We start from the raw sequence: 14,898 nt of genomic DNA, 5'->3' as shown, positions 1-14,898 counted from the left end.
TACGCCGGCACAGCTTTGTCAAGAAAGCAGAGAGGGCCTTATCACCATGCAATAAGGCCCTTACGGCACTGCAACGGAGGCCTCGTCGCACCACGAAACGGCCGTTACGGGATTGCAGGGAGGGCCTTACGGCAAGTTGACCATGCCAAAAACGTATGTAAAGAAAGCAGAGACGGCCTCTCGGCTTTTCTATTTCACGGAAAAAGAAATGCAAAAAATTAAGAATTAACAAGACAAACACCGACATCCAGGCACTTCACGCCGTCAGTGACAAAAGAAAAACACGGATTTATTTGGTTATTAGTTTGGTTTTCAGTATCTTTGTGCAATAAAAAACATATCATTATTAATCTAATGACACTATTAAATGTCCACAAGAATACTCTCGATATACTGCATAATAATCATATGTCTTTCGGCTGTCAGCGTAAAGACAAGAGCACAGAATGAGCGTCTGCCACAATACACATTGGAACACCCGCTCATATATGAAGACATTTGGGATTTGCCGCCATACACATTCCTCACGAAAGAAGGAGACCCTGCCGGATTCAATATCGACCTGATAAAAACGATACTGAAAAGGCTCGACATACCATACATCATACGTCTGAAACCTACAGCCGAGGCATATCAAGATCTGAAAAACGGCAAGTCAACCCTGATGCTGGGTATGCACACCGACTATCATTCACAATTCGGACGCTATGGCAATTCGGTCGTGGCACTGTTCACACACGGAGTGGCACATTCAGCCGACCAATATTGTGACATAGAAGACATGAACGACCTGAAAAAGCATAAGGTAGTGGTCCAGAACAACAGTTTCAGCCACCGCAAGATGGTGACTGACGGAATGGAAGAATATGCAATGCCGTCCAACGACATTTACGACGCTATGAAGCAAGTGGACTCGCGGGACAGCGGGCAAGTACTGTGGAACACGTTGTCTCTGAAATACGTCATAAAGAACTACAATCTGAAGAATCTCACAATCTCTCCAATCAATATTCCAAACGGCGAATACCGGTTCATGTCACATGACATGAAACTGCTCAGTATGATAGACAGCGTATATGAGGTGATGACCATCAACGAAGAGCTGCAACCCATGCGGAACAAGTGGTTCTATCCGGAAGTGAAGCCGAGCCGGATACCCAATTATGTATGGTACATTGCCGGAGGGCTGGCACTTACGGTGATAATACTGATGGTGTACCACAAGGCACACAAAATAATGGAAAACAACTTGAAACGAGACAACGAGAACCTTAACAAGCGTCTGTCACTATACATGCGCTCGGCAAAGATACAGATGTGGACATACGATATCCGACATAACATATTCACAACATTCAAACCCGACGGAGACATACGTGAGATTTACAAAGAAGCAAGTTTCGCCATGTTCTTCAATCCCGAAGATTTCAACAACATACGCAAGGCAATACAAGAAATATCCGACGGACATACAACATCGAAAACCATGCTGACACGGGGTCACAAATTTGAGACGGAATACGAAAACGAACTGTATTTCAACATAAAGATTTCCATATTACACACCAAGGACGACAAACCCGACATATTGCTCGGAACCCAACAGGACGTTACCGACGAACACCGCAAACAGCTTGAGACACAGAATTTGCTGATACGTTTCCAAACCGTGTTCAACACAGTGAATGTGGATATGGCCGTATATGACAGTAACGGAATATTGACAAATATCAATACCTGTGCACGCAAGACATTTACAGGCAAGGAAGAACGCTTCAACAGCCAGACAGACATCAACAATGTGCTCAACAATGTGGCATTCGACATGAAGAGCCCGGAAACAGTGTATGCTTCGTCAATAATAGACCACAACAACGAAAAGACCGACGCACACAAACAGTCTGTAATGCCGGGACACATCAAGAACTACGAAATGATGGTGTTGCCAATATTGAAGGACGAAGGCAACCTGATAGGATATTTCGTAACAGGAAGAGACGTGACCGAACTGGCAGAAAGCATAAAAAAAGAAAAAGAAGAAGCCAAATTCATAAAAAAGGCTTCGGAACAACTGACCGAATATCTCAACAACATAAATTACGCGCTCAGCGTGAGCCGTATCTGGCTGGTGAACTACAATCCCGACAAGGAACAGATAGAAATAACGCACGATCTGAAGAAGCCGGTGATGAAGCTGTCGCAACTGAGAGCCACAAGCAAACTGGTCAACCCTGACAAGCACAGATTCATGAAACTGATAAACAACATGGACAGACGCAAAACCAAAACGTTCTGCATAAAAGTGAAAACAATATTCAATGACAGCCACAAACGGGACATATATCTGCAAGTGAACGGAGTACCCATCTACGACAGCAACGGGCATCTGGACCATTACTTCGGACTATGCCGGGACGTCAGTGTATTCGAGGAGACCGAAACACGCCTTCTGGAAGAGAGAGAGAAAGCGCAAGCGGCAGAAACAGTCAAGAACACGTTCATGAAAAACATGAGCTATGAGATACGTACACCACTCAACACTGTGGTAGGATTTGCAGAACTGTTCAACACAGAACACGATCCGGCCGACGAACCGCTTTTCATGGCTGAGATAAAGAAAAACTCAAACATACTGTTGCGGCTCATCAACGACATACTTTTCCTCTCACGGCTCGATGCCGACATGGTGGAAATAAAAAAAATGCCGGCAGACTTCGCTGAAATATTTGACGCACACTGCATGATAGGCTGGAACATGGAAATAAGCAATGACGTAAAGACCGTAATTGAAAACGATTACGAACATCTCGTGGTAGACATAGACGCAGGATATGTGGGACAAGTGATAGAGATTGTAGCGTCGAACGCAGCCCACTTCACCAAAACCGGCGTAATACACTGTCACTACGAATATCACCACGACGAACTCGTGATATGTGTGAAGGACACGGGAATAGGCATAGACGAGGACACGCTCAAAAAGCTCTTTGAACGTGAAGAGCTGTATGAAGACGTTGACCGTTGCAGTATACGTCTCGGACTGATGATATGCAAAAAACTTGTGGAAAAAATGGGCGGACGATTCGACATGGAATCGGAATTGGGCAACGGTACCACCGTATGGATAACCATACCATGCGAAGTAACGGCAAACAAGAAAAAGAACAATTTGATCTGATGACAGACGATATGACTACAAAAGCATTTCATACCATATATATACACCTGACGGCAGTTCTGATAATGATGTCAGGGTGCTGTACGTCACTGTATGCCAAAGACAAGACAAACATATTGGACTACACTGAGCAGCGGCCGTTGAGAATCGTGTCCGACTGGAACCTCGCACCGTATGAGTACTACAGCATGAATGGAGAACCCGACGGATACAACATAGAAGTGCTGGAGACCATACTTGACAAACTGGACATACCCCACGTGTTCATGCTAAAGAAATGGGAACAGGCCGTAAAACTGTTTGACAATGGAGAGGCCGACCTCATAATAGAGCCTTTCAACAACAGATACAAATATAAAAACACCACTTTCCGCGGCAGGAAAACCCTGTCCACATATAAAATCAAGATCATATACCGTCGGGGGACAAAACCTGTAACAAGACTCAAGGACATAGACAAAAACTCCAAAGTGGCATTGAAAAAATACGATTATTCAACGTTCATCGCTCTTGAGCGAAACGACATAAACAACAGCCAGCTTATATTCAAGACGCCCAAAGAGGCCCTGCAAGGAGTGAACAACGGGACATACCAATACTTCATCTGGGGAGAGAGACCTGCCACCAAGATGATAAAGGGGCTCAATCTGAACAAGCTGGCAATGAGCGACATCGACATTCAGGGTGGAGACATGCGCTTTGTCAGCCACAACAAACAGCTCATCGATGAACTTGACGAGCAATTTGCCCGCATGGAACAGTCGGGACAGATAAACAACATACGCAACAAATGGTTTTATCCGGAAAGACTGCAAAACGACGCGTCACCCACTTCACTGTTTATCATCGCCATAATAACTGTCTGCATAATAGCAATAACAATAACCAACAGGATGATTAAGGCAAGAATCAAAGAAAACATGCAGAACATATTGGAGAAAAACAAGATAATGCAGGAAGCGCTGAACATGAGCGACGGTTACGTGGTCCGGCTTGACATAATCCATCCTATGGTTTACAATATACATGGAAATCATCTGCCACCGTCAGGAATAACCGCACAGGAATATCAGGACCGGATACATCCGGACGACAGGAAAGCCATGTGGCAATACACCGAAAATATCATAAACAGGAAGTACCGGGGTGACGGCATGAAATACAGATACAATACAGGAACAAAAGAGAATCCGATATGGCGGATTATGTACAACCAGTCGACAGTGGAAATCAACAAAAACGGTAAAGTAACAAACATAATAAGCACACTGAGTGACATCACGGAAAAACAGGAAAATGAACAAAAGAGCCGTGAACTGGCTGACAAATACAACAAAATATTCGAAATGTCCATAATAGGAATGGCATTGTACGACAAGCACGGCCATCTTATAAGCACCAACAAAAGAATGCGCAGTCTGATGAAGTTTGAAAATAACAACGACGAGTTTTACCGCAACAAGAACCTCTTCGGATTTACACACATACACAACTGCATATCACCGGAAAACATCGAAGATGTAAACTGCTGCGCAAGAATAAACATTCCCGAGCGCGGAGTGCTGGAATACGCGGAAATGTTCATACGCCCGATAAGGAACCAGAAACAGGAACTCGTGTACATTCTTCTCACCATGCGGTCCATAAGCGAAGAACGCAACATCTATCTGCAACGCAGCGAGAACAACAAGAAGATACGCACATTGTACATGAAGATAGCCAAAGCCGAAGAAGAACTGCGCTATCTGCTAAACGAGAGCGACATGAAAGTATGGCATTCTTCATTTGCAAACCGCGAGATAACATTCTTCAAGGACCCGCGCAACTACGAGAAAAAAATAAGCTTCGACGACTTCGTGGAACATGTGATCGACGAGAACGACAAACCGCTGGTACGGAATTTCATCGAACTGCTGCACAACGACATAACACCAAAGACAAGGGAACTCAACATGAGAGACCTGTTCAGTGACAACGGACAAAGACGCTGTTACTCCGTCAACAGGATACCGGAATACGACGACAAGGGCAACGTAACGGGATATTTCGGACTCATCCGCGACATAACCGATATCATACAGGCTCAGGACAAACTGCGCGAAGAAACCAGGAAAGCCAACGAGTCAGAACAGCAGAAGAGCATATTCCTGGCCAATATGAGCCATGAAATACGTACACCGCTAAATGCCATCGTCGGATTCTGCGACCTGCTGTCGACAATAGACAGTCCTGACGAAAGAAAAGAGTTCATACGCATAATTCACAATAACTGCAACATGCTGCTCCACCTTATAAACGACATACTGATGGTATCAACGATGGATTCGGCCGGTCTTACCATAGAACGCCGTGACATTGATTTTGCCGGATCATTCGATGAGGTGTGCTCGACACTGGCACAACAGGTTGCGGAAAAAGGACTTGAATTCATCAAAGAAAACCCATGTACCTCATTGTGGGCCAAAATGGACTTTGACAGAACACAGCAAGTCATCATCAATTTCATTACAAACGCCATAAAGCACACATCACAGGGACATATACGTCTCGGATACAGACCCGAGAACGGCGGTATACGCATATACTGCGAAGACACCGGCAGCGGCATTCCAAAGGAGAAGTGTGAAGACGTGTTCAAACGTTTCGTGAAGCTCAACGACTTCGTACAGGGCACCGGCCTCGGACTGAGCATCTGTAAAGCCATTGCCGACGGATACGGAGGCGACATCGGCGTAAAGTCAGACACCGGTCAGGGAGCCACATTCTGGATATGGATACCGTGCGAGACAAGCAAACTTGTGTATAAAGAATGACAACAGCAACAACCTATAAAGCAATAATAATATGCAAATCAGCAAATATGTCTTAGCCAACGACCGCGACATGCAGTGGGGACTCACCGTGAGTACCGTAGGATATGAAGAGATAGCCCCGGGCGACCCCTATCCCACCCGAGGCCATGCCGACGGATATTATTTCCACGTCGAAGAAGGGCGCGAACTCAACGAATACCAGCTGCTCTACATCACAGAGGGAAAAGGTGTATTCACAAGCACTCACCAGCAGGAAACGGAATTGAACGAGGGAGACATGTTTCTGCTCTTCCCCGGTGAATGGCATACATACCACCCGGATCCCGAAACAGGATGGAAAAGCTATTGGATAGGATTCAAAGGGAAAAACATAGACGAGCGCGTAGGACTGAGATTCCTCCTGCGTGAAAAGCCTATATACCACATAGGATTCTCCAGCGTGATAGTACAACTGTACGAATCGGCATATGCCACAGCAACGGCAGAGGAAGCATACTCGCAACAACTGCTCGCCGGAATAGTAAACCATCTCATAGGCATGATGTACTCACTCGAACGTAATATAGAGCTGAACAAGAACCACGCCCACGTCGACATGGTAAACCGCGCACGACTGAGAATACGCGAGGCCTTGGAGAGCAGCCTCACCATACAGCAAGTGGCCGAGGAACTTGGAGTGAGCTACTCCAACTTCCGCAAACTGTTCAAGGAATACACCGGACTGAGTCCCGCGGCATACCAGCAGGACCTGAAACTGCAACGTGCCAAAGAACTGCTCAAAACCACCAACTTGAGCATAAAGGAAATTGCATATAGGCTCAACTTTGACTCACCGGACTATTTCTCGGCAAAATTCAAGATAAAGACAGGCCGAAAACCAAGTGAGATGAGAATGAGACGGTAATATATTCTTATTATTGGAAACTGGGAATGCTGAATTTTTCATTCTGCATTCCCAATTTCCAATTTCACATTTTCAATTCTGAGACAGATTCGTCTAAAAGATGAAAGTCTTCTCCAACCAGTAACAGCCTATACCGGCCATATAGCCCACGAAAGCAATCCACGTGATATGCTTCATATACCATCCGAAAGAAATCTTCTCCAGCCCCATCACAACGACACCGGCAGCAGAACCGATAATGAGCATAGAGCCGCCAACACCGGCACAATATGCAAGAAGTTGCCAGAAAATACCGTCTACAGCCATATCACCTACAGCCTCAACAGGATACATACCCATACAACCGGCCACCAAAGGGACATTGTCGACAATGCTCGAAAGCACACCGATGATACCTGTAACCATATAATAATTGCCGTCAAAGGCCACGTCAAGTCCCTCGCCCAACATCGTCAGCACGCCGATGGTCTCCAAGCAGGCTACAGCCATAAGTATACCCAGGAAAAACAATATCGTACTCATATCTATGCGTGTAAGTATCCTGGTGATACGCTTTTGGGTATCATCCCCCTCATCTTCACCACGACTGCGATAGAATATTTCTGTAACAGTCCAAAGTATACCCAAAACAAGAAGTATGCCTACAAAAGGAGGCAAATGAGTTATCGACTTGAACACAGGAACAAATATCAGTCCGCCCACCCCAAGCATGAATATCACTTTGCGTTGAAATGCCGTAAGACCGCTACCCGTATCTGTCGACTCGTCACTTCCGTCAACTGCAGCAAAGCTGCCTTTCAGCGAGAACGACAAGATATAGGCGGGAATAACCATCGACACCACCGAAGGAACGACAATTTCACTTATCACACCAAGTGCAGTAATAAGACCCTTGTTCCATAGCATAATAGTAGTAACATCACCGATAGGCGAAAAAGCGCCACCGGAATTGGCTGCAATGACCACAAGCGAAGCATAGACAAGACGGTCTTTGCGTTCAGACACAAGTTTACGCAAAATCATTATCATCACAATACTCGTGGTCAGATTGTCGAGAATGGACGAAAGAATGAAAGTGAGCAGAGCTATGCGCCATAACAATGCCTTTTTGCTTGTGGTACTGAGCAAGTCGCGCACAAAATTGAATCCGCCGTTCTGGTCTACAACCTCAACAATAGTCATGGCACCCATCAAAAAGAACAACGTTGTAGACGTACTGCCGAGGTGCTTCTCCATCACCTCACTGACAGCCAAAGCGGCATGCTCGCCAACCGCATCGGCCAGATAGCTGCCCGGATCGAGCATGAACAGTGTCCAGCAGAACACAAACATCAGCAAGGCTATGGCAGCCTTGTTCACCTTAGTCACGCTTTCGATGGCTATACACAGATAACCTGCGACGAAAACGATGACAATCGCAAGAGTTAATGTTGTCATTTTTTGTTATTGATTAATTTGTTTTTTTAGTTTGTTTTTCCGTCATTTATGGCCAGCAGCATACAGTACTTCCCCAAGCCGGAAGGCTTGACGCATAAGCATTTACGCCCAGCCTGCGACAGCCATACCTCCGCTTTCAGTGCAAAGGTAACAATAAAATCGGTATGCGATACTGCCTTACGGGCTTTTTTTCACGTAATCGTTTTCTCACCCTCTCATGAACGGTTGTGACATTACTTCAACCACAATTCCAACAAGACATATTACATGACCTACAATCGTCATCACAGTCCCACGCTAAAATTATACAGACAAAACTTTTGGTACAAAAATCAAATAATAATGCCGTCAATTAATAATAAAATGTTATCTTTGCAAATGGAAGTTTTAATACTAACACTGCTAACAAAACAAATCAATGGAAAATAACAAGAAATATTTCTTCGCTGTCGATTTGGGCGCTACCAGCGGCAGAACCATCATCGGAACTTTGGGTGACAAGCGCATCGAACTGGAAGAACTGACACGATTCGACAACAATCTGATAGAGACCGGCGGACACTTCTATTGGGACATCTATGCACTATACAATGAAATAATAAAAGGTCTCAAGCTCGCCGCACAACGTGAGTTGCCAATCTGTTCCATCGGTATTGACACATGGGGCGTAGATTTCGTTTGTGTGGGACGTGACGGTGCTCTGCTACGCAACCCGCTGGCTTATCGTGACCCGCACACTTTCGGAATGATGGAAGAGTATTTTGACAAAGCCGTGGAAAAGAAGACGGTATACGACATCACCGGAATACAATTCATGAACTTCAACTCGCTGTTCCAACTCTATGCCATGCGACGCGCCGGCAATACGGCATTGGAAAACGCGGATAAGATTCTCTTTGTGCCCGATGCACTGAGCTACATGCTCACAGGCAAGATGGTATGCGAATATACCATAGCATCAACAAGCCAGATGCTCGACCCGAGAACCAAACAACTCGACGAACGCCTGCTCAAAAGCGTAGGGCTGAACCGAGACAATTTCGGCGAGATGGTCAATCCGGCCGTAAAGATAGGCATGCTTACCGAAGAGGTACAGAAGATGACCGGACTGGGAGCTGTGCCTGTCATAGCCGTGGCAGGACATGATACGGGCAGTGCAGTGGCTGCCGTACCGGCACGCGACGAGAAATTCGCATACCTGAGCAGCGGCACTTGGAGCCTTATGGGCATAGAAACAAAGGATGCCATAATCAACGACCTGAGCTACAATCGCAACTTCACCAACGAGGGAGGCATAGAAGGCACCACACGCTTCCTGAAGAACATCTGCGGCATGTGGATATACGAACGCTGCCGCAAGGAATGGACCGACGCCCCGAAATCGCACACCGAACTGCAGGCCGAGGCTATGAAACAGCCGGCTTTCCAAAGCATCATCAATCCCGACGACACCATGTTCGCCAATCCTTCGTCGATGATAGAGGCGATACAGACATATTGCCGCGAAACGGGACAGCACGTGCCCGAGGGATACGCCGAGATATGCCGTTGCATATTCGAGTCGCTCGCATTGCGCTACCGTCAGGTGTTCGGATACCTCAAGGAAATGGCATCATTCCCGCTCGGTGTTCTGCATATAATCGGCGGAGGCTCGCTCAACAACTATCTGAACCAGTTCACGGCCGACTCGCTCGGTGTGGAGGTGCTGGCCGGACCGCAGGAAGGAACTGCCATAGGCAACATCATGTTGCAAGCCAAAGCCTCGGGCGACGTGAGCGACATATGGGATATGCGCCGCATCATCGCCAACAGTATCGAACTGAAACGCTTCGTGCCGAAAAACACCGAAATGTGGGACAAGGCATACGCACGGTTTGTCGAAATCGTAGAAAAGAAGGGATAGAAAGGGACATAAGAAAACGAGAAGACAAGGGATTCCTAAAATCATTCCCATGTATCCCGTCCTTCCCATAAAATAAATATATCAACAAACTAATAATTATAAAATCTAAAAACAAAATGAAAGAAGAATTGGTAAAGAAGGCATACGAAGTGGCCAAAGAGCGCTACGCAGCCATTGGAGTTGATACGGAGAAAGTGCTGGAGCAGATGCAGAACTTCCATCTAAGCATGCACTGCTGGCAAGCTGACGACGTCGCAGGATTTGAGAATCAGGGCGGATCGCTGACAGGCGGCATTCAGGTGAACGGAAACTATCCCGGCAAAGCACGCAACATTGACGAACTACGCTCGGACATCCTCTACGCGAAGTCGCTCATACCGGGTACACACCGTCTGAATCTGCACGAGATCTATGGCGATTTCGGTGGAAAATACGTTGACCGCGACCAGTGCGACGTCACACACTTCCAGAGCTGGATTGACTGGGGTAAAGCCAACAATACACTGCTCGACTTCAACTCTACATCTTTCTCTCATCCGAAGAGCGGCGATCTGAGCCTCGCCAACCCCGACAAGGGTATCCGCGACTTCTGGATTGAACACTCAAAGCGTTGCCGCGCCATTTCCGAGGCTATAGGTAAGGCTCAGGGCGACCCTTGTATCATGAATACATGGGTACACGACGGAAGCAAGGACCTCACCGTTAACCGACTGATGTACCGAGAACTGCTGAAAGATTCACTCGATCAGATTTTCGCACAGAAATATGACAACATGAAAGACTGTGTGGAGTCTAAAGTGTTCGGTATCGGTTTGGAGAGCTACACTGTCGGTTCAAACGACTTCTACACATCTTATGCCGCAAAGAACAACATGATGATAACTCTCGACACCGGTCATTTCCACCCGACAGAGAGCGTTGCCGACAAAGTTTCTGCCATGTTGCTGTTCGTGCCTGAGCTGATGTTGCACGTATCTCGCCCGGTACGTTGGGACTCTGACCACGTTACCATAATGGACGACCCTACACAGGATTTGTTCAGCGAAATTGTCCGCGCCGGCGCTCTCGACCGCGTACACTACGGTCTCGACTATTTCGACGGCACGCTCAACCGCATCGGTGCTTACGTCATCGGTAGCCGCGCCGCCCAGAAATGCATGCTCCGCGCCCTGCTCGAACCTATCGCCACACTGCGCAAATATGAACTTGACGACAAGAAATTCCAGCGCCTGGCACTGCTTGAGGAGTGCAAGAACCTGCCATGGAACGCTGTTTACGACGAATTCTGCTTACGCAACAATGTTCCTGTAGGCGAGGAATTCATCACTGCCGTTGAGAAATACGAGGCTGACGTGACTTCAAAGAGAGCATAACACTCTTTCCCTCGAGTCAAAGGTAAAAGGAATTATCGCGGACCAAGCCCGCGATAACTCCTTTAATTTATTTAACCCCTAAAATAAAAAGAACATGGAAATAATATTCGGATTACTAATCATAGCCATCGGCGCTTTCTGCCAGTCGAGCTGCTACGTGCCAATCAATAAAATCAAAGATTGGTCATGGGAGTCTTATTGGATTGTACAAGGAGTGTTTGCATGGCTAATCCTGCCGCTGCTTGGCGCCATGCTGGCCGTACCGGCTGGGCACAGCTTGTGCGAACTCTTCTCAATGAGCAGTTCGTTCAATCTGTGGATGACAATGCTATTCGGCGTTCTGTGGGGCGTGGGCGGCCTTACTTTCGGTCTGTCCATGCGCTATCTCGGTGTAGCTCTCGGACAGTCGATTGCCTTGGGAACATGCGCCGGATTGGGAACAATCATGGGCCCTGTGCTGCTCAACATATTCTTCCCCGAACTTAACGCGCTCGAATCACTCACCTTTGCCGTAATTCTCGGTGTTGCCGTTACACTCGTCGGCATCGCCATCATCGGTGTCGCCGGTTCGATGAAAGCAGCATCGCTGTCTGAGGAAGAGAAGAAAGCGGCCGTGAAAGACTTCAACTTCCCCAAAGGTCTGGCCATCGCATTGCTCGCCGGCTTCATGAGCGGTTGCTTCAATGTCGGTCTGGAATTCGGCAAGGAAATCAACTTCGGCGACCTTACTCCCGATATGTACAAGACGTTGCCCGCAACATTCCTCGTTACACTGGGCGGATTTGTTACCAACGCTATCTACTGCTTCTTCCAAAACAACAAGAACGGCACGTGGGGCGACTATAAGAAAGGCAACGTATGGCTGAACAATGTTGTTTTCTGTGCATTGGCCGGTGCATTGTGGTACAGCCAGTTCTTCGGCCTGTCACTCGGCAAAGGCTTCCTCACAGAATCCCCCACGCTGATGACGCTGTCATTCTGCATCCTCATGGCGCTTAACGTGGTGTTCTCGAATGTATGGGGCATCATTCTCAACGAATGGAAAGGCTGCTCACAGAAGACCATCACGGTGCTGGTAATCGGCATTATCGTATTGATAATATCGTCATTCCTACCGCAGCTCATATAAAGAGTGAAGAGTGAAGAGAATCTAGTTAAGAGTGAAGAGTGAAAAGTGAAGAGGTATGATTACCGCGCAAGCCCAAAGCCTTTATGCCGGTAATCATACCTCTTCACTTTTCACTCTTCACTCTTAGCTTTTCACGAGGCTCTAAAGCTCCAGGATGAGCGTCTGACGGGGACGCAGCCTCACATTCTTGTCAATCATGACTGTTCTTCCGGTGATGACATCCGTGGCTTTCTTTTTGCTGCCAATGATTTCTGCATAGCGGGCAACAACCAGTTGCGCAGGATCCTTGGTGCCATTGACGATGGTCATCACGCTCTTGTTCCGATACTGGCGGGCTATGACGTAAACACCTTTCTGAGGAGTGAACTGCACCTGGTTGCCTTCGGTTATCACCTTGTTGCCATGACGCCAGTGCAACAGTTTACTCAGCCAGTTGAACATGTTGTTCTCTGCTTGTGTTCTGCCTTCAGCTGTAAAACAGTTGTGCTCGTCACCGGCCCAACCTCCGGGAAAGTCCTTACGCACATTACCGTCTGTCTCCGCCTTAGTACCGTTCATCAACACCTCAGTGCCATAATACAGTTGCGGTGTGCGGTTGATGGTGAGCAGAAGTGCAAGCGCCTGCTTCAAAGCCATGGTATCCTTGCCCGTGCCGAGAAAGCGGTCGGTGTCATGGTTCTCCACAAAAGCCATCACGCTCTTTGGATTGGGATAGAGATAATCGTAGCAAAGCACGTTGTAGATGCGGTTCATACCGTTCCACCAGTCATCGGTAATCTCGTTCTTTGCCTGGTTGATGCGGTCAAAGAACGCAAAGTCCATCACCGTCTTCAGGTAGCTGTTCTTCTCCGACAGTTTTGAATCTTTCTGCCATGCGGCGGTATAAGCAGGTTCGGTGACCCATGTCTCACCCACTGTGTTGAAGTTGGGATACTCCATGTCGAGGGTCTTCATCCACAGGGCCATCGCGTCACGGTCGGCATAAGGATAGGTATCCATACGTATGCCGTCAATGCCCACACTTTCTATCCACCATTCACTGTTCTGGATGAGATACTTTATAACGTGAGGATTGCGTTGGTTCAGATCGGGCATGGTAGGAACGAACCAACCGTAGACAGTTTCACGGAGGTCTACTTTGCTGGCATAGGGGTCAAGTACAGGCGTCAGTTTATAACTGGTCTGCAAATACTTGTCGTTCACACTGGCCGTACCGTCCATGGTGCCTATTGACTTCTGATGCTCTACGCCCTTATTCTCGGGAAAAAGCCACTCCGGAGTGTTGAACCAATCCTTCGACGGCATGTCAGCAATCCACGGATGGTCGAAACCACAATGATTGAAGATCATGTCCATCACAACCTTTAAACCTTTGGCATGCGCCTCAGCAATGAGTGCCCTATACTCCTCATTGGTTCCAAACCGCGGGTCTACACGATAGTAGTTGGTCGTGGCATAACCATGATAAGTGCTATTCTTGCCATCGTTGGGAGAGTCATTCTCCAACACCGGTGTAAACCACAAGGCTGTCACGCCCAACTCGTTGAAATAGTCGAGATGCCGGCGGATGCCTTCCAAGTCGCCACCATGACGCAGGCTCGGAGCCTGACGGTCACACACTTTGTCGCGCATGGTCTTGAAGGCGTCGTTATCGGTCCGACCGTTGGCAAAGCGGTCCGGCATCAGCATATAGAGCACGTCGGCGTTGCTGAAACCGATGCGTTTCTCACCGGCCATCTCTCGGTTCTTTAAGGTATATGTCACCTCTTTTGTTTTCTTGCCTTGCTTGAAGTTCAATGTCATCTCGCCGGCTTTCGCTCCATGCAGGTTGAGATAGACAAGCAGGTAATTGGGTGACTCCAGACGTACGAGGGAATCAATACGAACGCCCGGATACTGCACGTCGACATCCAGATCCCGGATATCCTTGCCATAGACCATCAGCTGCAACGAGGCATCTTTCATACCCACGTACCAGTCCGTGGGCTCTATTCGGTCAATCTTAAAACTTGCATTCATGTTCATGACACAGAGAAGCAACGTTAAGGTTATTATTATTTTTCTCATTATATAAATATAATTGATACGTTTATGAATCGTTGTTTTTATGCAGTCGCAATAACTCCTTACGGAACAACAACTCTCTTTAATTCCTTAATAA

The 14,898-nt window shown here is 47.3% G+C and carries 8 protein-coding genes; 6 read left to right on the top strand and 2 right to left on the bottom strand.

Annotation, left to right across the window (positions count from 1 at the left end; all coding sequences use genetic code 11):
* The first annotated feature begins 367 nt into the window (after positions 1 to 367).
* Genes HPS55_RS03730 through HPS55_RS03720 form a run of 3 tightly spaced genes read left to right on the top strand, consistent with a single transcriptional unit; the run spans position 368 to position 6,895 of the window.
* Positions 368 to 3,178 (top strand): ATP-binding protein, encoded by a 2,811-nt coding sequence (locus tag HPS55_RS03730; RefSeq protein ID WP_172324693.1) that lies wholly within the window; start codon positions 368 to 370, stop codon positions 3,176 to 3,178.
* Between the two features lie 11 nt (positions 3,179 to 3,189).
* Positions 3,190 to 5,991, top strand: coding sequence for an ATP-binding protein (locus tag HPS55_RS03725; protein WP_172324691.1), 2,802 nt, complete (start codon positions 3,190 to 3,192; stop codon positions 5,989 to 5,991).
* Positions 5,992 to 6,022: 31 nt separating this feature from the next.
* Positions 6,023 to 6,895, top strand: a complete 873-nt coding sequence (locus HPS55_RS03720; RefSeq protein ID WP_172176444.1) for an AraC family transcriptional regulator — start codon at positions 6,023 to 6,025, stop codon at positions 6,893 to 6,895.
* Positions 6,896 to 6,988: 93 nt separating this feature from the next.
* On the opposite strand, the gene nhaD is transcribed toward HPS55_RS03720, so the two are convergent.
* Positions 6,989 to 8,332, bottom strand: coding sequence for a sodium:proton antiporter NhaD (nhaD, locus tag HPS55_RS03715; RefSeq protein ID WP_172176446.1), 1,344 nt, complete (start codon positions 8,330 to 8,332; stop codon positions 6,989 to 6,991).
* Positions 8,333 to 8,750: 418 nt separating this feature from the next.
* Here nhaD and HPS55_RS03710 point away from each other — a divergent pair, with 418 nt between their 5' ends.
* The 3 genes from HPS55_RS03710 (at position 8,751) to HPS55_RS03700 (ending at position 12,737) form a co-directional block, all read left to right on the top strand.
* Positions 8,751 to 10,235: a rhamnulokinase gene (locus HPS55_RS03710; RefSeq protein WP_172176448.1), complete on the top strand. Its 1,485-nt coding sequence runs from the start codon at positions 8,751 to 8,753 to the stop codon at positions 10,233 to 10,235.
* Between the two features lie 116 nt (positions 10,236 to 10,351).
* Entirely contained in the window at positions 10,352 to 11,608 is a 1,257-nt protein-coding gene (locus HPS55_RS03705; protein WP_172176450.1) for an L-rhamnose isomerase, read from the top strand.
* 94 nt (positions 11,609 to 11,702) lie between these two features.
* The gene (locus HPS55_RS03700; protein WP_172176452.1) at positions 11,703 to 12,737 is read left to right on the top strand and encodes an L-rhamnose/proton symporter RhaT; all 1,035 of its coding nucleotides are present in this window, start codon (positions 11,703 to 11,705) and stop codon (positions 12,735 to 12,737) included.
* A gap of 141 nt (positions 12,738 to 12,878) precedes the next feature.
* On the opposite strand, the gene HPS55_RS03695 is transcribed toward HPS55_RS03700, so the two are convergent.
* On the bottom strand, positions 12,879 to 14,804 hold the full coding sequence (locus HPS55_RS03695; protein ID WP_172176454.1) for an alpha-amylase family glycosyl hydrolase: 1,926 nt from the start codon (positions 14,802 to 14,804) through the stop codon (positions 12,879 to 12,881).
* Positions 14,805 to 14,898 lie beyond the last annotated feature (94 nt).

The organism is Xylanibacter rodentium (assembly GCF_013166575.1).
In the GTDB taxonomy this organism is placed as follows: Bacteria; Bacteroidota; Bacteroidia; order Bacteroidales; family Bacteroidaceae; genus Prevotella; species Prevotella rodentium.
This window is presented reverse-complemented; position numbering and strand designations above follow the sequence as displayed.